General features: G+C 68.3%; 18 protein-coding genes. All 18 read right to left on the minus strand.

Annotated elements, in window-relative coordinates:
* Positions 1-11: 11 nt before the first annotated feature.
* Positions 12-377: a response regulator gene (locus ACZ75I_RS09155; RefSeq protein WP_005409521.1), complete on the minus strand. Its 366-nt coding sequence runs from the start codon at positions 375-377 to the stop codon at positions 12-14.
* Positions 374-682, minus strand: a complete 309-nt coding sequence (locus ACZ75I_RS09160; protein ID WP_061478730.1) for an STAS domain-containing protein — start codon at positions 680-682, stop codon at positions 374-376. Before ACZ75I_RS09160 ends, ACZ75I_RS09155 begins: the two co-directional genes overlap by 4 nt.
* 289 nt (positions 683-971) lie before the next feature.
* The gene (locus tag ACZ75I_RS09165; RefSeq protein ID WP_472959004.1) at positions 972-2,231 is read right to left on the minus strand and encodes a chemotaxis protein CheW; all 1,260 of its coding nucleotides are present in this window, start codon (positions 2,229-2,231) and stop codon (positions 972-974) included.
* Positions 2,228-3,010 (minus strand): ParA family protein, encoded by a 783-nt coding sequence (locus tag ACZ75I_RS09170; RefSeq protein WP_069138615.1) that lies wholly within the window; start codon positions 3,008-3,010, stop codon positions 2,228-2,230. Before ACZ75I_RS09170 ends, ACZ75I_RS09165 begins: the two co-directional genes overlap by 4 nt.
* Before the next feature lie 4 nt (positions 3,011-3,014).
* A complete protein-coding gene (gene motD, locus ACZ75I_RS09175) occupies positions 3,015-4,031 on the minus strand; it encodes a flagellar motor protein MotD (RefSeq protein WP_005416419.1) in 1,017 nt (338 codons plus the stop codon).
* A gap of 1 nt (position 4,032) precedes the next feature.
* On the minus strand, positions 4,033-4,773 hold the full coding sequence (locus tag ACZ75I_RS09180) for a flagellar motor protein (RefSeq protein ID WP_049413360.1): 741 nt from the start codon (positions 4,771-4,773) through the stop codon (positions 4,033-4,035).
* 90 nt (positions 4,774-4,863) lie between these two features.
* Positions 4,864-6,723: a chemotaxis protein CheA gene (locus ACZ75I_RS09185; RefSeq protein ID WP_180870882.1), complete on the minus strand. Its 1,860-nt coding sequence runs from the start codon at positions 6,721-6,723 to the stop codon at positions 4,864-4,866.
* Positions 6,724-6,725: 2 nt separating this feature from the next.
* Positions 6,726-7,331: a protein phosphatase CheZ gene (locus ACZ75I_RS09190; RefSeq protein ID WP_032129220.1), complete on the minus strand. Its 606-nt coding sequence runs from the start codon at positions 7,329-7,331 to the stop codon at positions 6,726-6,728.
* Positions 7,331-7,723 carry a chemotaxis response regulator CheY gene (gene cheY, locus ACZ75I_RS09195; RefSeq protein WP_005413247.1) on the minus strand — a complete coding sequence of 131 codons (393 nt, stop codon included), beginning with the start codon at positions 7,721-7,723 and terminating at the stop codon, positions 7,331-7,333. The genes ACZ75I_RS09190 and cheY overlap by 1 nt, the downstream gene beginning before the upstream one ends.
* Positions 7,724-7,780: 57 nt before the next feature.
* Positions 7,781-8,524 carry an RNA polymerase sigma factor FliA gene (locus tag ACZ75I_RS09200; RefSeq protein ID WP_472959005.1) on the minus strand — a complete coding sequence of 248 codons (744 nt, stop codon included), beginning with the start codon at positions 8,522-8,524 and terminating at the stop codon, positions 7,781-7,783.
* Entirely contained in the window at positions 8,521-9,408 is an 888-nt protein-coding gene (locus ACZ75I_RS09205; RefSeq protein ID WP_072166952.1) for a MinD/ParA family ATP-binding protein, read from the minus strand. Before ACZ75I_RS09205 ends, ACZ75I_RS09200 begins: the two co-directional genes overlap by 4 nt.
* Positions 9,395-11,023, minus strand: coding sequence for a flagellar biosynthesis protein FlhF (gene flhF / locus ACZ75I_RS09210; RefSeq protein ID WP_138951071.1), 1,629 nt, complete (start codon positions 11,021-11,023; stop codon positions 9,395-9,397). Before flhF ends, ACZ75I_RS09205 begins: the two co-directional genes overlap by 14 nt.
* A 145-nt stretch (positions 11,024-11,168) precedes the next feature.
* Entirely contained in the window at positions 11,169-13,277 is a 2,109-nt protein-coding gene (gene flhA / locus ACZ75I_RS09215; RefSeq protein ID WP_429000305.1) for a flagellar biosynthesis protein FlhA, read from the minus strand.
* A complete protein-coding gene (gene flhB / locus ACZ75I_RS09220) occupies positions 13,274-14,404 on the minus strand; it encodes a flagellar biosynthesis protein FlhB (protein ID WP_472959006.1) in 1,131 nt (376 codons plus the stop codon). Before flhB ends, flhA begins: the two co-directional genes overlap by 4 nt.
* A gap of 207 nt (positions 14,405-14,611) precedes the next feature.
* Complete coding sequence (locus ACZ75I_RS09225; protein ID WP_472959007.1) at positions 14,612-16,744, minus strand: putative bifunctional diguanylate cyclase/phosphodiesterase; 2,133 nt, start codon at positions 16,742-16,744, stop codon at positions 14,612-14,614.
* 278 nt (positions 16,745-17,022) lie between these two features.
* Positions 17,023-17,814 carry a flagellar biosynthetic protein FliR gene (gene fliR / locus ACZ75I_RS09230; protein WP_049412889.1) on the minus strand — a complete coding sequence of 264 codons (792 nt, stop codon included), beginning with the start codon at positions 17,812-17,814 and terminating at the stop codon, positions 17,023-17,025.
* Between the two features lie 13 nt (positions 17,815-17,827).
* Positions 17,828-18,097, minus strand: coding sequence for a flagellar biosynthetic protein FliQ (locus tag ACZ75I_RS09235; RefSeq protein WP_005413254.1), 270 nt, complete (start codon positions 18,095-18,097; stop codon positions 17,828-17,830).
* 59 nt (positions 18,098-18,156) lie between these two features.
* The gene (gene fliP, locus ACZ75I_RS09240) at positions 18,157-18,936 is read right to left on the minus strand and encodes a flagellar type III secretion system pore protein FliP (RefSeq protein WP_180870867.1); all 780 of its coding nucleotides are present in this window, start codon (positions 18,934-18,936) and stop codon (positions 18,157-18,159) included.

The raw sequence follows: 18,936 nt of genomic DNA on the forward strand, positions 1-18,936 counted from the left end.
GCGCCGGGCGATCAGCCCAGCACTTTCTGCACGGTGGCGACCAGCTGTTCGGGATTGAACGGCTTGACCAGCCAGCCGGTGGCACCGGCGGCCTTGCCTTCGGACTTCTTGTCGGCGGCCGATTCGGTGGTCAGCATCAGCAGCGGGGTGAACTTGTAGTCCGGCAGCTGGCGCAGTTCGCGGATCAGCGCGATGCCGTCCATGTTCGGCATGTTGACGTCGGTCACCACCGCATTGAAGCGCTGGCCCTTGGCGCGACCGAGCGCGACCGCGCCGTCTTCAGCTTCTTCGACGGCAAAACCGGCCGAGGTGAGGGCGAAGGACACCATCTGGCGCATCGACGCCGAATCGTCCACCACCAAGATACGTGCGCTCATGCAGCGTTCTCCACAGATTTCAGGTTGTCATGGGTTACGTCCAGGCCCAGGGCCTGGGTGACGCCCAGCAGGCGCGCGGCGTCACTGAAGGTTGCAGTGCAACCGTGGAAGCCGGTGCCCAGGCCTGCCTCGCGGCGGGCCTGCACGAACGCACACAGCACCTGCACGGCGGCCGTGTGGATGCGGGCGACCTGGCTGGCATCCAGGGTCAGCTCGCCAGCCTGCTCCACGAGGGGGGCGAGGCGGTTCTTGAGCTCGGTAGTGCTCTCGATGCCGAGATCCCCACCCAGTTCGACAGTGCTCATCGTTGCTCCGGACAAACGGTTCCGTGATCCATAACGGCACCCCGGTGGGGTTCTTTAGAAGAATCGACGCGGTACGTCGATGCGGTCGCTGTCCAAAAGGGGACGGAGGGGATCAAGTCGCAAGCGAGCTGGCTCTACTGCAGTCCCCTCGGCAACGGTGACCGCGCAGTGGGGACGTAAGGTGTTGATCCAACGGATCAACTCCTTGCGTCCCCGACAGGCACCGCTTCGGTGCAAAGCGCCGAGCCACTTGCGACTTAATCCCCTCCGTCCCCTTTTTCCTGGTGGCTCAGCTCAACAGCCGGGTGGCGTCGAGCAGGATCATCGGCCGCTGGCTGACCCGGGCCACGCCGCGGAACAGGTCGTTTGAGATCTGGCAGATGCGCGCGGTATCGGGCGGTTCGATCTGCGAATCGGTGAGGTTGGCGACATCTTCGACCGCTGACACGCGCAGGCCGATGGTCTCGCCGTCCTCCTCCAGGACCACGATGCGGGTCTGCGCGTCGTCCTCGGCGGCGGCGGCGCCCAGGTGCAGGCCCAGATCCATCACCGGGACCACCTGGCCGCGCAGGTTCATGATGCCGAGCATGGCCGCTGCAGTGCCACGCAGCGGCAGCAGGGGCACCGGCAGCACCACTTCCTGTACCTTCAGCAGTTCCAGCGCATAGGCCTGGGTGCCGCAGCGAAGGCGCAGCCAGCGCGAAGTGCGTTCACCGGCGCGACGGTTCTGCGGGTGCGGGCTGCGGGCCGGTTGGTGGGCCTGCGCCTGCAGCTCCTGCCAGGTGCCGGGACGGTTGCCTGCCGGGGCATCGGCGGCGACGCGCGGCGGCGGAGTGGCGGTGCGCGCCGCCGGGGCCGGGGCTGCAGGTGCAACCGTCGGGGCCACCGGTGCTGCGACCACGGCCGGCGGTGGCGTGGCTACGTCTTCGCCACCGGCGGCCGCCTCGAACGCGGCCTGCAGGCCGGGGCTGTCGGTGTGGGCGAGGCGATGGCTGTCGGCCGGATCGGTCTCGTAGATCACCTCGTCCGGCAGGTCGTCCCAGGTAGGTTCCGGACCGGCGTTTGCAACGACGGCGGGTGCCGACGCGGTTTCGTGGATGACTTCCTCAGGCAGGTCATCCCAGGTCGGCTCGCGTTCGGAAACCGCTTCTCCCGCCGGACCCGGCCCAGCGCTAGCGGAAGCGGCAGCGCTCTCGAAGGCCGCTTCCAGCACCGCGTCGTCCGGGCTTGGCGCGGCGGCGACGGATTCTGTTTCGTAGATCACCTCGGCGGGCAGGTCATCCCAGGTGGGTTCGCGCGTGGGTGGTGCGGCGCTCTCGAAGGCGGCTTCCAGCGCAGCGCTGTCCCCGCTCGGCGCGGCGGCGATGGTTTCGGTTTCGTAGATCACTTCGGCCGGCAGGTCGTCCCAGGTCGGTTCGCGTTCGGCGACTGCTTCGATCGCCGGGCCTGGCCCGGCGCCTGCGGGCGGCAGAACGGCAGGCGGCGGCGCGACCATCGCCTCGCCCAGCAGTTCGTCCAGGTAGTCGTCAAGGATGCCGGTACTGTTCATGCGGCCTGCTCCAGGGCGCGGGCATCCTCGCCGAGGATCCAGTTCAAGGCGCGCCGGTAGGCGGCCAGGCCACGGCCCGGGTAGTCCTCGCCAGCGCTCGGCAGGGTCAGCCCGGCGGCGTTGCTGATGCGGGTATCGATCGGAATGGCGTCTTCCCACACGCGGTTGCCGTGGCGATCCTGCATGGTGCGCAGCGACTCGTTGCCGGCGCGGGTGCGGCGGTCGAACAGGGTCGGCAGGATCGAGATCGGCAGCGGGCGGCGGCGCGAGCGCTCGACCATCTCGCCGGTGCGGACCATGCCATCCAGGCCGTGCAGGGCCAGTGGCTCGGCCTGGGTGGGAATGATGAGACGGTCGGCTGCGGCCAGCGCATTGATCATCAGCAGGCCGAGGGTCGGTGCGCAGTCCAGTAGGATGTAGTCGTGCTGGCCCTGGTGGCGCGCCAGCGCGTTCTGCAGGGCCAGGCCGAGGCCGGGCTGGTTGGCGCTGCGGCGTTCCAGCGTGGCCAGCGCCGACTGTGCGCAGACGTAGTCCAGGCCATGGATGTTGCTGGCATGGCACAGGCCGGACAGGTCCGCTGGCGGTGTGCCGAACAGTTCCAGTACGCCGGCCGGCGGCGGGTCCACCGGCACGCCGAAGGCGCGGCTGAGCGAGGCATGCGGATCGAGGTCGATCAGCAGCACGCGATGGCCGAGCGCGGCCAGGCCGCGGCCGAGGGCGAGGGTGGTGGTGGTCTTGCCGACTCCGCCCTTCTGGTTGGCGACTGCCCAGATGCGCATCGGATTACTCCTTCATTGCCGGGGGAACGGCGGCGCCGACGCGGCTGCCAGCCGGCACCGGCGGCAACTTCACCGGTGCGATGGGGGAGGTGGGGGCGCTGGCCGGAGTTGCGGCGGCCTGTTCGGTGACGGTGCTGTCGGTGGCGCCGGTGGCTGCGTTCAGGCGCTGGCCGAGCGGATCCACCGAGTGCGACGTGTCGGCCAGGATGATGACCATCACCCGGCGGTTGCGGTTGCGGCCCTGCGCGCTGTCGTTCTCTTCGCGCGGGCGGAACTGGCCATAGCCGACCATCGCCAGCCGCGACGGCTGCACGCCCTGGTCGGCGAAGAGGTGCACCACGCTTGCGGCGCGCCCGGCCGACAGTTCCCAGTTCGACGGGAAAGTGGCGGTGGCGATCGGCACGTTGTCGGTGTGGCCTTCCACGCGCACGCTGTTGGGCACGTCGCGCAGCACCTCGGCCAGGCTGGCCAGGGTCTGCCGCGCATGCACGTCCAGCGCGGCCGAGCCGGTAGGGAACAGGATATCGCTGTTGATCTCGACTTCGATCCACAGTTCGGTGCGGCGCACGCTGATCATGCCGCGGTCGATCAGCGGCGCCAGTGCGGCGGTGAGGCGATCGGCAATCGTGTTGAGCTGGCGCTCGGCACGGGCGATCTGCTCCTGGTTGTGCACTGACACCGGCATGCGCATCTGCGAGGCCATCGACGGCAGCAGGGTCGGGTCGTGCGAGGGCGCCGGCGCGGAGGGACCGATCTTGGTGCCGGACTTGATCACCGAGGGGCTGTCCCAGCCGCCGCCCTGCACCTGCTTGTTGCCCACCTGCACCGGGTTGATGGTGCGCGGTGCGCCACCGAAGGCATCGGTCAGCGCGTCGGCCATGATCCGGTACTTGCCCTCGTTCACCGAGGAGATCGCATACATGACCACGAAGAAGGCGAGCAGCAGCGTCATCAAGTCCGCATAGGGGATCGCCCATGCTTCGTGGTTGGCGTGCTCTTCGTGGTGCTTGCGGCGGGCCATGTCAGTGCAGGAAGCCGGAGAGGTTGGTTTCGATGTTGCGCGGGTTCTCGCCCTGGGCGATCGAGATCAGGCCTTCGATGACCATTTCGCGGTCGCGCGTGTTGTGCGAGATCACACTCTTGAGCTTGGCGGCGATCGGCAGGAACAGCAGGTTGGCCGAAGCGATGCCGTAGATGGTGGCGGTGAACGCGGCGGCGATGCCGTGGCCGAGCTTGCTCGGGTCGGCCAGGTTCTTCATCACTGCGATCAGGCCCAGCACGGCACCGATGATGCCCAGCGTCGGTGCATAGATGCCCATTGCTTCGAACACCTTGGCGCCGGCCTGGTCCTGGTGCTCCTGGCTGCCCAGTTCGATTTCCAGCATGTGCCGCATCGATTCGGGCTCGACGCCGTCCACCAGCAGCTGCAGGCCCTTGCGCAGGAACGGGTCCTGCTGTGCTTCCACCTGCGATTCCAGGCCAAGCAGGCCCTGGCGGCGGGCGATGTTGCTCCACTCGACGATCTGCTGGATCAGCTCGCGGCGGTCGCTGTGCGGTGGACGCACGACCCAGCGCACGATGCTGAACGCATGCTTGAACACCGCCGGCGAGGTGTGCAGCAGGATCGCAGCGACGGTGCCGACGATGACGATCACGAACGCCGCAGGCGACCACAGCGACGCCAGGCCGGCGCCCTTGAGGATGCTGCCGCCGACCAGCGAGGCCAGGGCGAGAAAGAGTCCAATGAGGCTGAGTCTATCCATGGATCCGGTATCGGCTTGTATGAATGGGACTTGAGACACCGGTACGGGCTACTGGTGCGACTTCACGGTTTTACGGGTTCAGCAAGTGGGTCAGTCGTGCGGGCTGCGCAGGCCGTCCACATCCAGGATCAGCGCCATGCGACCATCGCCGATCAGGGTTGCACCGGCGTAACCGCGCAGGCCGCGCAGGGCCTTCGGCAATGGCTTGATGACCACTTCCTCGCGCCCGCGGACCTGGTCCACGACCAGGCCGAAGCGCGCTTCACCGGCCTGCAGCACGACGATGGTCAGCAGGGTCGACGTGGCGGGCGTCACATCCAGCCACTGGCGCAGATCGACCAGCGGCAGCGTATGCGAACGACGGTCGAGCACGGCGCGGCCATCGAACCAGCCCAGCGAGGTGCGCGGCGCGTGCAGCACTTCCATCACGCGCGCCAGCGGCAGTGCATAGACGTCCTCGCCGGCCTGCACCAGCAGGGTCGGCAGGATCGCCAGGGTGAGCGGCACGCGGATCAGGAAGCGGCTGCCACGGCCCAGCTCGGACTGGATCTGGATCTGGCCACTCAGTTCGCGGATGCGCGACTGCACCACATCCATGCCAACGCCACGGCCGGAGATATCCGTGACCTGCTGCTTGGTCGAGAAGCCAGGCAGGAACACCAGGTGCAGGCACTCCTCGCTGCTCAGGCGGGCGGCAGCTTCCGGATCGATCAGGCCCTTCTCACGCGCCTTCGCGCGCAGCTTCTCCGGATCGATGCCGGCACCGTCGTCCTGCACTTCAATGCTGACGTAGTCGCCTTCCTGCTGGGCCGACAGGCGTACATGGCCCATCCGCGGCTTGCCCTGTGCTTCGCGCAGATCGGGCATTTCCACGCCATGGTCGATGGCGTTGCGGACCAGGTGCACCAGCGGGTCGGCCAGCGCTTCGACCAGGTTGCGGTCGAGCTCGGTCTCGGCGCCGATCAGCTCCAGGTCCACTTCCTTCTTCAGCGAGCGGGCAACGTCTCGGGCGACCTTGGGGAAGCGCGAGAAGACCTTGCCCACCGGCTGCATGCGGGTACGCATCACCGCCGACTGCAGGCGCGCGGTGGCGATGTCCAGGGTCGACACGGCGCGGTCCAGTTCCTCGTCGCGCAGGCGCGCACGCAGGGTCTTGAGCCGGTTGCGTGACAGCACCAGTTCGCCGATCAGATTGACAATCGCGTCCAGGCGCTTGGTGTCCACGCGCACGGTATGTTCGGCTTCGGCCAGCGGCTTGGCGGCCGGCTTGGTCGCCGCTGCAGTTGCCGGTGCGGCCGGTGCGGCCAGTGGGCGTGGTGCCGCGATCGGTGCGGGCGCTACCGCAGCGATGGGCTTGGCGCCGGGTGCGGCGCCACCGTGCAGCTGGTCGAGCAGGGCTTCGAACTCGTCTTCGCTGATCAGGCCGTCGTCAGCCTTCTTTGCCGGCGCGACCGCAGTCGGCGCGTTACCACCGTGCAGCTGGTCGAGCAGGGCCTCGAATTCGTCGTCGGTGATCAGGTCGCCGCTACCGGCCGCCGCTACGGCGGTCGGGGCGGCCGGCGCGGTGGCGCCTCCGTGCATGTCGAACTGGGCGATCAGCTCCGGCGGCGCATAGCCCGGCTCGGTGCCGGAGGAAACTGCATCCAGCATCGCTTGCAGGTAGTCCAGCGATTGCTGGGCGGCATCGAAGTGATGGGCCTGCAGCACGGCCTGGCCCGCGCGCGCGATGCCCAGCGCTTCTTCGGCGGCGTGGCACAACTCGACCATGGCGGTGACGCCGAGGAAGCCGGCGCCGCCCTTGAGCGTGTGGTAGCCCCGGAACACCGCGTTGAGCTGCTCGGTGTCCTGTGGTGCCTGCTCCAGCGACACCAGCTGTTCGCCCAGGCGATCCAGGATTTCCTGCGCCTCGATGATGAAATCGGCAGTGATGTCGTCGGATACCGCGCTCATGCTTACAGCCCCAGGTCCGACAGCAGGTCGTCGGCGTCGTTCTGCGAGACCGCGTGGCGGTCCAGTCCCTTCAGTGCCGGCCCGGCCAGTTCCGGATCGGTGCGATGCTGTTCCGGCGGCAGGCCGAGCGCGCCGAAGCCCTCGTGCACGCGGCGGACGATGCCGACCACGCGACGGATGATCTGCCCGGTCAGGTCCTGGTAGCTCTGGGTCAGGGCGATCTCGGTGAGGTTGTGGCGGATGCGCTCGAGCTGCGCATCCTGGCCCGGCTGCAGGCCTTCGGCGCGCAGCTGTTCGGTCAGGCTGCGGCATTCCTCGGCCAGGTCCAGGGTGCGGTGCGTCGCCTGTTCGGTCATCGCCACCACGTGGTCCAGGCGTGCGCAGGCATCGTCCAGTTCGCCGGCCTCGCTGGGTACGGTCGGCAGTTCACCCAGGGCCTGCCCGAGCTCGCGGGCCAGCCGCGAGAGGCCGCTCATCATCGGCTGCGTGCGCAGCGCGACCAGCCCGTCGATGCGTTGCCGCCAGGCGGTTTCGTCACCGGACTCCAGTGCGTCCAGTGCTTCCTGCAGGCGCAGGGCGAGGGCATTCTTGTCGACCGTGGTGTCCATCAGGCGCTGGCCGCCAGGCGTTCGAAGATCTTGCCGAGCTTCTCTTCCAGCGTCTGCGCGGTGAACGGCTTGATGATGTAGCCGTTCACGCCGTTCTGGGCCGCTTCGATGATCTGCTCGCGCTTGGCTTCGGCGGTGACCATCAGCACCGGCAGGGTCTTCAGCTTGGCATCGGCACGGATCGCCTTGAGCAGCTCGATGCCGGTCATGACCGGCATGTTCCAGTCGGTGACCACGAAATCGAACGGCTGGCTCTGCAGCAGCGACAGCGCGGCATGCCCGTCCTCGGCTTCGGCGGTGTTGGTGAAGCCCAGATCGCCCAGCAGGTTCTTGACGATGCGACGCATGGTCGAGAAGTCGTCGACGATCAGGATGCGCATGTTCTTGTTCAAAGCAGAGTTCCTTTGTTGTTCATTCCGGGCGGCCGGGGGCAGCTGCCTCGGGGATGTTCATTCTTCGAGGCCGGCGTCGACGGCCTCGAATACCTTCAGCCGGCCGCGCAGGCGCAGCACGGCCTGGCCGTGGATCTGGCAGACCCGCGACTCGCTCACGCCGAGCACCGCGCCGATCTCCTTCAGGTTGAGTTCCTGCTCGTAGTAGAGCGAGAGCACCAGCTGTTCGCGCTCGGGCAGATGGCCGATGGCCTTGCCCAGCTCGCGGCCGAACTCGCTGCGCTCCAGTACCTGCTGCGGGGTCGGGCTACCCTGGGCGACCGTGTCCAGCTCGCCCTGGTCCTCGATGCGCGACTCCAGGCTCAGCACCTGGCCACGCGCGGCGTCTTCCATCAGGCGCAGGTACTCGGGCAGTGGCATCTCCATCGCGGCGGCCACTTCGGTGGCGCTGGCGGCTCGGCCGCTGCTCTGTTCCAGGCGGCGGATGGTGGCCGCAGCATCGCGTGCACGGCGGTGCACCGAGCGCGGCACCCAGTCGCCACGGCGGATCTCGTCGATCATCGAGCCACGGATACGGATCGAGGCATAGGTCTCGAACGAGGCGCCCTGGTCGGCGTCGTAGCTGCGCGACGCCTCGATCAGGCCCATCATGCCCGCCTGGATCAGGTCGTCGACTTCGACGCTGGCCGGCAGGCGCGCGGCCAGATGGTGGGCGATGCGCCGCACCAGGTCCGAGTGCTGGGCGATGACGTCGTTGGCCGCCGAGCGCTGGACTTCCCTGTACTGGGCCGCGCCTTTCATGCCGCCACCCCGCGCTGCTTGAGGATGCGTTCGAGGAAGAACTCGACGCCGCCGCGTGGTTCGGTCGGCGCCTGCCAGCGGGCCGTGCGGCGCGCGATCTCGGTGATCGCCAGTGCGGACGGGCTGGACGGGTAGGCCTTCACCACCGGCTGCTGGCGCTGCACCGACAGGCGCAGCCAGTCATCCTGCGGCACGCAGCCCAGGTAGTTCAGCGAGACATCGGCGAGGAACTTCTCGCAGACGCGGGTCAGCTTCTCGTACAGTACGCGGCCCTCGTTGGGATCGCGCACCATGTTGGCCACCACCTGGACGCGGTCCACGCCACGTTCGCGCGAGAGCACCTTGATCAGCGCGTAGGCGTCGGTGATCGACGCCGGCTCGTCACAGACCACCACCACGGTGTCCTGCGCGGCCTGGCAGAAGGTCAGCACGCCGTCGGTGATGCCTGCGGCGGTGTCCACCACCATGATGTCCAGCTCGCGTTCCAGCTCGGAGAACACGTTGACCAGGCCGACGTGCTCGGCCGGGGCCAGCTCGGCCATGTGCCGGCGGCCGGACGCGGCCGGGACCACCAGCACGCCGTTCGGGCCTTCGACGATGACGTCGTCCAGCGAGCAGCGGCCGGCAACCAGGTCGGCCAGCGTATAGGTGGGGTTCAAGCCCAGGATCACGTCGATGTTGGCCAGGCCGAGGTCGGCGTCCAGCAGCAGCGTGCGCTTGCCCATGCCGGCCAGCGCCACGGCCAGGTTGGCCGACACGTTGGTCTTGCCCACGCCGCCCTTGCCGCCGGTCACGGCGATGGTGCGCACAGGGCCGAGCGGCTCGCTGCGGGTGGCCGACAGCGGGAAGGTCTTGGTCAGCTTGGCGTACTCACGCGACGGCATGGTTCAACTCCGGGTTGCAGGGCATATCGGCCGCTCGGCGCAAATCTTCAAGGCGAAGTACGAGATTGGCCGCACTGGCCCGGTGCAGGTCGTCCGGAACGTCCTGGCCGTCGGTCACCCAGGTGATCGGCAGGGCGTGGTCCACGGCCACCGACAGGGCGTTGCCGAAGCGGCCGGTTTCGTCCAGCTTGCTCAGCACCAGGCCCTGCAGGTTGGCGGCACCGAAGCGGCGGACCACCTCGTCCATGTCGCCGAAGCTGGTGTTGGCCGGCAGCACCAGCAGGGTGCGCACCTGGCGCGCGGCGCGCAGCCACTGCAGCTGGGCGGCCAGCGCGCGGTCGCGCGGGCCCAGTCCGGCGGTGTCGATCAGTACCAGCTTGTAGTCCTTCAGGCGTTCCAGCAGCTGGTCCAGGTCGGTGCCGCTGTTGGCCTCGTGCACGGCGATGCCGAGCTGCCGGCCGTAGCCATACAGCTGCTCGCGGGCGCCGATGCGGGTGGTGTCGGTGGTGACCAGAGCCACGTCACGCGGCGCGTGCTTCTCGGCGAACCGCGAGGCCAGCTTGGCGATGGTGGTGGTCTTGCCGGCGCCGGTCGGGCCCACCAGCGCGATCACGCCGCCTTCCTCCAGCGGGTCGACCGGGGCAATCGGCAGCTTGCGCGAGATCAGCCCCAGCATCAGGCCGCGGCCTCGGTGCGCCTCGGTCTCCAGCGGAATCTGCATGGCGACGTCGCGGGCCAGGCCAGCATCGAAGCCGTACTCGTCCATCAGGTCCAGCGCGGTGGCGCGCACCGGGCAGCCGCGCAGGCGCTCGTCGGTGAAGCGGTTCATTTCGCGCTCGATCACCTGGCGCATGCCGGCCACTTCCTGGCGCAGCTGGCGGATCTCGGCGTCGTCCTGGGCGACCACGGTCAGGACCGGGGCTGGGGCGAGCGTCGGCGTCGGCGCGGCTTCGACGGTGGCATCGGCCAACGCCGGTTCGCTGACGGCGACCTCCGGCTGCGTTTCAGACAGGGCTGCGGTCGGCAGCGGCGGCGGCTGCACCGCCGGCGCCACGCTTTCGTGATGTGCCTGGTGCGGCGGATCGATCTGGAAACGGGCGCGGTTGGCCGGCGCGACGACGGCCGGTGCCGGCGCCGGAGCAACGATGGCCTCGGCGAACGGGGCGAAGATCTGGTCCGGCAGTGCCGGTTCATTGACGGCGGCGCGTGCCAGCGTGGCGGCAAAGCCGGTGCTGCCGCGGGTCGGCACGATCTCGTCGGCGCTGTCGAGGGTGCGGCCGGTAGCGCCCACTGCTGCACGGGCGAGGGCGGCCACCGCCGAGGTGGTGGCGGCAACCGGTTCCGGTGCCGGGGTGCTGCTGCGGCGGCGGGTGACGGCGGCGATCACCGCGTCGGCGGCGGTGCGCGGCTTGGGTGCCGGCGGCGGTGCAACGTCACGGCGCGAGGCTTCCAGCGCACGCTGCACGGCGCTTTCATCATAGTTGGCGGCGGCAACGATCTCGATGCCTTCCTCGATCCGGCGGTTGGACAGGATCACGGCGTCAGGACCATGCTCCTTGCGCACCAGGTTCATGGCCGAGCGCATGTCGGCGGCGACGAATCGTTTGATTTTCATGCTGTGGTCACGAGGCGAAGACGGCGGGGTGGTGGTCGGGGAACTCGGGTGGTCGGTGGTCTGCACGGTGCGGGTTCCCCTTGGTGTCTGTCTGTTGCGTTGGTTCGAAAGTGGTGTCTGTTTTCTGGCGCATCGGCGGGCGGCGTCAGCTGATCGTTCCGACCAGCTTCAGGCGCTTGTCCTCCGGCACCTCGCTGTAGGCCAGGACCGACAGCGACGGAACGCTGTGGCGGACCAGGCGGGCCAGCGCGGCGCGCACCGGGCCAGGTACCAGCACGACCGCGGGCTCGTTGCGGGCTTCCTGCTTGCTGACACATTCGGCCAGGCTCTGGTGCAGTCGCTCAGCGAGTCCGGGTTCCAGCGCGGCGCCGTTGCCCTGCGTGGACTCCTGCAAGACACGTTCCAATTGCGGGTTGAGGGTGAACACCGGCAGCTCCGCCGACATTCCGGCGATCTCCTGCACGATGAAGCGGCCCAGTGCGGTGCGCACCGCGGCGGTCAGCACGGCCGGGTCCTGGCTGCTGGGCGCATGTTCGACCAGTGCCTCGGCGATCTTGCGCAGCTGGCGGATCGGAATGCGCTCGACCAGCAGGTTCTGCAGCACGCGCACCACCGCCGACAGCGGCAGCGCCTTCGGCGTCAGATCTTCGACGAGCTTGGGCGCGCTCTTGGCCAGGTTGGCCAGCAGGTGCTGCACTTCCTCATGGCCGAGCAGCTCGGGTGCGTGTTCGCGGATCAGGTGCGACAGATGGGTGGCGACCACGGTGGCCGGGTCGACCACCGTGTAGCCCAGCGTTTCGGCCTGGGCGCGCTGGTGCGGCTGGATCCAGGTGGCATCCAGGCCGAACGCGGGATCCTTGCCGGCAATGCCCTCCAGTGCGCCGAGCGCGCTGCCCGGATCCAGGGCCAGCTCGCGGTCGGGGTGGATCTCGGCGGTGGCCACCGGCACGCCATGCACCAGCACGCGGTAGCCGTTGGCCGGCAGTTCCAGGTTGTCGCGGATGTGCACCGAGGGAATCAGGAAGCCGACATCCTGGGTCAGCTTGCGGCGCACGCCCTTGATGCGCGCCATCAGTTCACCGCCCTGGTTGCTGTCCACCAGCGGGATCAGCCGGTAGCCGACCTCCAGGCCCAGTGGATCGACCGGGCGCAGCTCGTCCCAGCTCAGTTCGGCGGTCGGTGCCGCGGCGGCCGGGCGGCCGAGTGCATTGAGCGCGGCGGCATCGGTGCCACTGCCTGTCGCATCGGCAGCCGGTGCCTTGGTCTTGCGATACAGCTTCCAGGCGATGAAGCCAAGGATCGAGGCCAGCGTCAGGAAAGCGACGTTGGGCATGCCCGGCACCAGGCCGACCAGGCCGATGATGCCGGCGGTGATCGCCAGCGCGCGGTACTGGCCGAACACCTGCCCGGTCATGGCCTGGGCCATGTCCTGCGAACGCGAGGCGCGGGTGACCAGCATCGCCACCGCGCTGGACACCAGCAGTGCCGGCAGCTGCGCCACCAGGCCGTCACCGATGGAGAGCAGGGTGTAGGTGGCAGCGGCGTCGCCGAACGGCATGCCATGCTGCAGCACGCCCACGGCCAGGCCGCCAAGCATGTTGATGAACAGGATCAGGATGCCGGCGATGGCGTCGCCGCGGATGAACTTGCTGGCACCGTCCATCGCACCGTAGAAGTCGGCTTCCTCGCGGACTTCCTCGCGGCGCAGCTTGGCTTCCTCGCGCGTCAGCAAACCGGCGTTGAGGTCGGCGTCGATCGCCATCTGCTTGCCGGGCATCGCGTCCAGGATGAAGCGCGCGGTCACTTCCGAGACGCGGCCGGCGCCCTTGGTGATGACCACGAAATTGATGATGGTCAGGATCGCGAACACCACGATGCCGACCGCATAGTTGCCGCCGATCACGAATTCACCGAAGGCCGCGATGACCTTGCCCGCAGCGTCGTGGCCGTTCTGGCCGTTGAGCAGGATGACGCGGGTGGAGGCCACGTTCAGCGCCAGCCGCAGCATGGTGGTGATCAACAGCACGATCGGGAAGATGGTGAAGTCCAGCGGGCGCTTCACGTAGACCACCGCCAGCAGCACCATCAGCGAGATGGCGATGTTGAAGGTGAACAGCGCATCGAGCACCGGTGCGGCCAGCGGGACCACGACCATGGCCAGCAGGGCCAGCACGATCAGTGGCGCGCCAAGGCCCTGGCGGATCATTTCCAGGGCGCGTCGAGTGTTGAATCCGGTGGCGGGCTGGGCGCTCACGGGCGGCCTCCCTTGCCGAATTCATCCACCTCGATGTGCGGGGCGTCCGGCATCGGGCCAGTGCGCCAGGCGCGCAGCTGGTAGACGTAGGACAGGACCTGGGCGACGGCCGAATACAGTCTCACGGGGATTTCCTTTCCGAGTTGGCCTTCCCGATACAAGGCGCGTGCCAAAGGCGGGGCAGAGACGATCGCGACCTTGTTGCCGTCGGCCACTTCACGGATGCGCAGGGCGGTCTCGTCCACGCCCAGCGCGACCACGGTGGGGGCGTTCATGGCGCCGCCCTCGTACTTCAGGGCCACCGCGTAGTGGGTGGGGTTGACCACCACCACGTCCGCCGTGGGCACCGCTTCCATCATCCGGCGATTGGCCATCTGCTGCTGCAGCTGGCGGATACGGCCCTTCACCTCGGGGCTGCCCTCGCTTTCCTTCATTTCCCGGCGCAGCTCTTCACGGGTCATCTTCAGCTTGCGCATCCAGTTCCAGCGCTGGTACGGCGCATCGATGGCGGCCAGCACCAGCATCGCGCCGGCGGCGGCCAGCAGCAGGCGCAGGGTGAAGCCGAGGCCGTCGGTGATGGCGGTCTCCAGCGGGTGGTGGATCAGCCCGCGCAGGGTGTCGAAGCCGGACCACACCACCATCCCGGCAGCGACACCGACGAAGGCCACGCGCAGCAGCGATTTGGTGAACTCGGCGATGGCTTCCGGGCCATACAGGCGCTTGAACCCGCTCATCGGGTTCATGCGGTTGATGTCGGGCAGCAACGCCTTCTGCGACCAGCGCAGGCCGCCCATCACCAGCGGGGCGACGAAGCTGGCCAGCAGGCAGACCAGCACCAGCGGCGCGATCACCAGCATGAACTGCAGCAGCAGATCACCGAAGTGGCCGAACAGTTCCTTCGGGTTCTGCCGCAGGCTCTGCTCGGGGCTGAGCGCCTGCTTCATCCAGGCGCTGGCGCCGCGTCCGATCGAGCCGCTCATGGCCATCACCGCCAGCACGCCGGCGCCGAACACGGCGGCGGTGCCCAGTTCGCGCGAGCGCGGCAGGTTGCCCTGTTCACGGGCGTCGCGCAGGCGTTTTTCGGTGGGTTGTTCGGTCTTTTCGCCGGCGGATTCGTTCTCGGACATCACGGGCACTGCGGCAGGGGTTGCCGGGGTGCGTGCAAGAACTGTTCCACGCATGGCATGGATCTACCGACGACCCTCCTGTAGAGCCGAGCCCATGCTCGGCTGCGCTTCGCGCCTGGACCCAACCGCAGCCGAGCATGGGCTCGGCTCTACAGGAGGGTGCCGCAGGAATCGTTCCGTGATGGCAGGTGGTCGCGCTGCCCGGCGCTATCCGGGCGGGTGTTGTTGCGGCGGGCTCTGCGCCAGCTCCACCCGCGGCCGCGGCAGGTCGTGCAGCTGCATGAAGCGCGCCGCGTCGACCGGGCGGCCGAGCAGGTAGCCCTGCAGGAAGTCGCAGCCCAGGCGCTCCAGGTAGGCGCGCTGCGCGGCGGTTTCCACGCCTTCGGCGACGATGTCCATGTCCAGTGCATGGCCCAGCGCCACGATCGCCGAGACGATCACCACGTCCTCCGCACTGTGTTCCAGGTCACGCACGAACGCGTGGTCGATCTTGATCTCCGTGGCGGGCAGCCGCTTCAGGTACAGCAGGCTGGAATAGCCGGTTCCGAAATCATCGATGGAGATGCCCACGCCCAGCGCCGACAGGGCCTGCAGCAGGCGAAGGCTGGTATCGGTATCGCGCATGACCGTGCTTTCGGTGATCTCCAGCACCAGGTGGCGCGGGGCAATGCCATAGCGTTCGATCACTTCACGCACATCCTGCAGCAGGTGTGGCGAACTGAACTGCACCGGCGACAGGTTCACCGACATCGACCAGCCTTCATGCCCGGCGTCGCGCCAGCGCCGCAGTTGCTGGCAGGCCTGGTCCAGTGCCCAGCGACCGATCTCGTTGATCGCGCCGCTGCGTTCGGCCAGGCGGATGAAGCGGTCCGGTGGGATCAGCCCGTGCTCCGGGTGCTTCCAGCGGATCAGCGCTTCGGCACCGGCCACCTTCTGCGTGGCCACGCGGATCTTCGGCTGATAGTGCAGGAACAGCTGCTCGCTGCCGATCGCACGGCGCAGGTCCGCCAGCAGCCGGAACTGCTGCTCGGCACTGTCGTTCATCCAGTCGGCGAACAGCACGAAGGCGTTGCGTCCGGATTCCTTGGCCTGGTACATCGCCGCGTCGGCGAAGGCCATCAACTGGCGCTCGCTGGCAGCGTGGTCGGGGCAGATCGCCACGCCGATGCTGGCAGTCACCTGCAGTTCGTTGTCCGGCAGCAACGGGCCGCTGCCCACCGCCTGCAGGATGCGCCGGGCGAGGGTGGGCAGATCCTCGTCGTGCTCGATGCGCACCACCAGCACGAATTCGTCGCCGCCCAGACGGGCCAGCATATCGTTGGGCCGGAGCAGCTGGCGGGTACGCTCGGCCACCGCCACCAGCAGTGCGTCGCCGGCCTGATGGCCGTAGGCATCATTGACCTGCTTGAATCCGTCCAGGTCCATGAACATTACCGCGAAACGGCTGCCGCCCTGTTCGGCTTCGGCCAGCGCCTGCACGATGCGCCGCTGCAGCAGCAGGCGGTTCGGCAGGCGGGTCAGCGGGTCGTGCAGCGCGGCCTGGGTCAGTTCCTGCTGGGCATCGGTCAACGAGGTGCTCAGCATCGAGTTGCGCAGCCGCAGCAGCTGCGCCTCCACCCGCTGGTCCAGCCACGACACCACCAGCACCACCGCCAGGATCGCAACCGTCAGCACCACCACCAGCATCGCCAGCCACTCGCTCTGCAGGCCATCGCCGACCGCCGCGCCGCAGATGCTGCCTTCCGGGAAACGCGCGGCGGCCATGCCGGTGTAGTGCATGCCGACGATGGCCAGGCCGAGCAGGCCCGCGGCTGCCAACCGGTCACCGACGCGGGTGCGCTGCGCGCGCAGGCGGAACGCAACGTAGAGCGCGGTCCACGACGCGGCCACCGCCACCACCAGGGAGAGCAGCAGCCAGCCCGGGTCGTAGTCGATCCCGGGCTGCATGCGCATCGCTGCCATGCCGACGTAGTGCATGCCGGCAATGCCGGTGCCCATCAGCAGGGCACCGCCGGCCAATCGCGGATGGGGCAAGGTGCGCAGCGAGACCAGCCACAGTGCGAACACCGACGAGGCGATCGCCAGGGCCAGCGAGAGCAGGGTGATGGGCAGGTCGTAGCCCAGTGCAATGGGCAGATCGAACGCCAGCATGCCGATGAAGTGCATCGACCAGATGCCCAGGCCCATGGCGAATCCGCCCCCCAGGCGCCACCACCAGGCGGCTGCCCGGCCCGGGGCGGTGACCGTGCGCCCGGCCATGGCCAGCGCTGTGTACGACGCCATCACGGCGACCAGCAGTGAGATCGCCACCAGCCACGGGTTGTACGTGCCTACCAGCATTCGTCAGTCTCCCGGACCTGCCTGTCGACGGAAACCACGGTGGGGCATGCATGAGGCAGGCCAACGCGAACGGGCGCCGGCCAGGTGCGGCATCCCCCCGGTTGCCGCGCATTCACTCTAACGCGCAGACCCGGGGGGACTTCAAGCGGCAATCCGTGAAATTGCGCCCCTGTAGAGCCGAGCCCATGCTCGGCTGCCACTCCTGCCGAAGGCAGCCGAGCATGGGCTCGGCTCTACAGAAACAAATGCATGGCAAGCAGTAGAACGTGACGACCGGGTCAGCGTGTGACCGCGTCCGCGGCCTGGAAGGCGGCGTCGAACAGGCGCTGTACCGGCGGCCCCATTTCCCCGGCCAGCAGCGCCAGGAGGAACAGGCCCAGCAGCAGCGAGACCGGCAGGCCCAGCTGGATCGGGTTCAGCGCAGGCGCGGCACGCGCCAGGACACCGAAGGCCAGATTCACCGCCAACATCGCCACGGTCAGCGGGATGGCCAGGCTCAGCGCGCCGCGCAGCACGGTCAGCAGGAAGGTCGGGGCGATGCTGAAGAAGGCATGGGGATCCGGCAGCGGGGCGCCAATCGGCAGCGCGCGATAGCTGTCCACCAGCAGCGAGATCAAAGCCAGGTGGCCGTTGGCGGTGAAGAACAGCAGCCCGAACAGCAGGTAGAACCACTGTCCGATCACGCCGGAGGTACCACCGCGCAGCGGATCGCTCATCTGCGCGAAGGCCAGGCCGGTGCCCTGCGCGATCAGTTCGCCGGCCATCGCGCCGGCTTCGAACACCAACCGCAGCATGAAGCCGATGGACACGCCGATGGCCAGTTCACGGGCAATGGTCAGCACCGTAGCCGCGTCGAAGCCGGTCCAGTCCGGTACCGGGGGGAGCAGCGGGGCCAGTGCGATGGCCAGGGTGCCGGCCAGCACCACGCGCACCCGCGATGGCACCGCACGCGTGCCGACCATGGGCATGGCCATGGCCACTGCGCCGATGCGCAGCATGGTCCACAGCACCGTGCCGATCATGCCGAAGGCCTGCAGGCCGTCGGCCGCCATCTGTGTCGCGGCGTCCATCGAAGCGCGTGCCCTAGCCGATCAGGTGTGGGATGCGCTGGAACAGCAGCGTGGTGAATTCAACCAGGTGGCCGATCAGCAGGCTGCCCAGCGCGAACAGCACTGCGGTCAGCGCTGCCGCCTTGGCGACGAAGGCGATGGTCGGTTCGTTGAGCTGGGTCGCGGCCTGCACGACACCGACCACCACGCCCACCACCAGTACGGTGAGCAGCAGCGGGCCGGCCACCCACAATACGGTGATCAGGCCGCCACGCAGTTCAGTCAGGGCAAGTTCGGGAGACATTCGGGTTCCATCTGCTCATGTAGAGTCGAGCCCTGCTCGACTGCGCGTTACGGGGGATATCAGGCCGGATTGAAGCTCGCCGCCAACGTACCCACGGTCAGCACCCAGCCATCGACCAGCACGAACAGCAGGATCTTGAAGGGCGCCGAGACCAGCATCGGCGACAGCATCATCATGCCCATCGACATCAGCACGCTGGCAACGACCAGGTCGATGATCACGAACGGGATGAAGATCAGGAATCCGATCTCGAAGGCGGTCTTCAGTTCACTGGTGACGAACGAAGCGACCAGCACCGGGAACGGGATCGCGTCGGGGCTGGCGTAGGTGCCATGCCCGGCGATGCCGGCAAAGGTCATCAGGTCGGTCTCGCGGATCTGCGCCAGCATGAAGCCGCGCAGTGGCTGCGTGGTCAGCGTCCATGCGGTCTGGAAGTCGATGTCGCCGTTGAGGTAGGGCGCCATGCCCGCGCTCCACGCCTTGTCCCAGGTCGGCATCATCACCATTGCGGTGAGGAACAGGGCCAGGCCCAGCAGCACCTGGTTGGACGGCGTCTGGCCGGTGCCCAGCGCCTGGCGCAGCAGGCCCAGCACGATGATGATGCGGGTGAACGAGGTCAGCACCAGCAGCATCGACGGGATCAGCGTGATCGCGGTCATCAGCAGCAGGGTCTGCAGCGGCAGGCTGACCGGCTGGCCGCCGATCTTGCCGACGTTGACGTCCGGCAGCGGGGTGGCCGGAGCGCCGGGCGCGGCGAACGCCAGTGCCGGCAACAGGCACAGGGCAAGCAACAGCAGCCACGGCATCAGGGTGGCGGGACGGGTACGGGGGACACGCAT

The sequence above is a fragment of the Stenotrophomonas sp. X genome (assembly GCF_055721025.1).

Excerpts from the sequence above, each read along its gene's own strand:
- ACZ75I_RS09155 (WP_005409521.1), bottom strand. The coding sequence starts at position 377 with ATGAGCGCACGTATCTTGGTGGTGGACGATTCGGCGTCGATGCGCCAG.
- ACZ75I_RS09160 (WP_061478730.1), bottom strand. The coding sequence starts at position 682 with ATGAGCACTGTCGAACTGGGTGGGGATCTCGGCATCGAGAGCACTACC.
- ACZ75I_RS09165 (WP_472959004.1), bottom strand. The coding sequence starts at position 2,231 with ATGAACAGTACCGGCATCCTTGACGACTACCTGGACGAACTGCTGGGC.
- ACZ75I_RS09170 (WP_069138615.1), bottom strand. The coding sequence starts at position 3,010 with ATGCGCATCTGGGCAGTCGCCAACCAGAAGGGCGGAGTCGGCAAGACC.
- motD (WP_005416419.1), bottom strand. The coding sequence starts at position 4,031 with ATGGCCCGCCGCAAGCACCACGAAGAGCACGCCAACCACGAAGCATGG.
- ACZ75I_RS09180 (WP_049413360.1), bottom strand. The coding sequence starts at position 4,773 with ATGGATAGACTCAGCCTCATTGGACTCTTTCTCGCCCTGGCCTCGCTG.
- ACZ75I_RS09185 (WP_180870882.1), bottom strand. The coding sequence starts at position 6,723 with ATGAGCGCGGTATCCGACGACATCACTGCCGATTTCATCATCGAGGCG.
- ACZ75I_RS09190 (WP_032129220.1), bottom strand. The coding sequence starts at position 7,331 with ATGGACACCACGGTCGACAAGAATGCCCTCGCCCTGCGCCTGCAGGAA.
- ACZ75I_RS09200 (WP_472959005.1), bottom strand. The coding sequence starts at position 8,524 with ATGAAAGGCGCGGCCCAGTACAGGGAAGTCCAGCGCTCGGCGGCCAAC.
- ACZ75I_RS09205 (WP_072166952.1), bottom strand. The coding sequence starts at position 9,408 with ATGCCGTCGCGTGAGTACGCCAAGCTGACCAAGACCTTCCCGCTGTCG.
- flhF (WP_138951071.1), bottom strand. The coding sequence starts at position 11,023 with ATGAAAATCAAACGATTCGTCGCCGCCGACATGCGCTCGGCCATGAAC.
- flhB (WP_472959006.1), bottom strand. The coding sequence starts at position 14,404 with ATGTCCGAGAACGAATCCGCCGGCGAAAAGACCGAACAACCCACCGAA.
- ACZ75I_RS09225 (WP_472959007.1), bottom strand. The coding sequence starts at position 16,744 with ATGCTGGTAGGCACGTACAACCCGTGGCTGGTGGCGATCTCACTGCTG.
- fliR (WP_049412889.1), bottom strand. The coding sequence starts at position 17,814 with ATGGACGCCGCGACACAGATGGCGGCCGACGGCCTGCAGGCCTTCGGC.
- ACZ75I_RS09235 (WP_005413254.1), bottom strand. The coding sequence starts at position 18,097 with ATGTCTCCCGAACTTGCCCTGACTGAACTGCGTGGCGGCCTGATCACC.
- fliP (WP_180870867.1), bottom strand. The coding sequence starts at position 18,936 with ATGCGTGTCCCCCGTACCCGTCCCGCCACCCTGATGCCGTGGCTGCTG.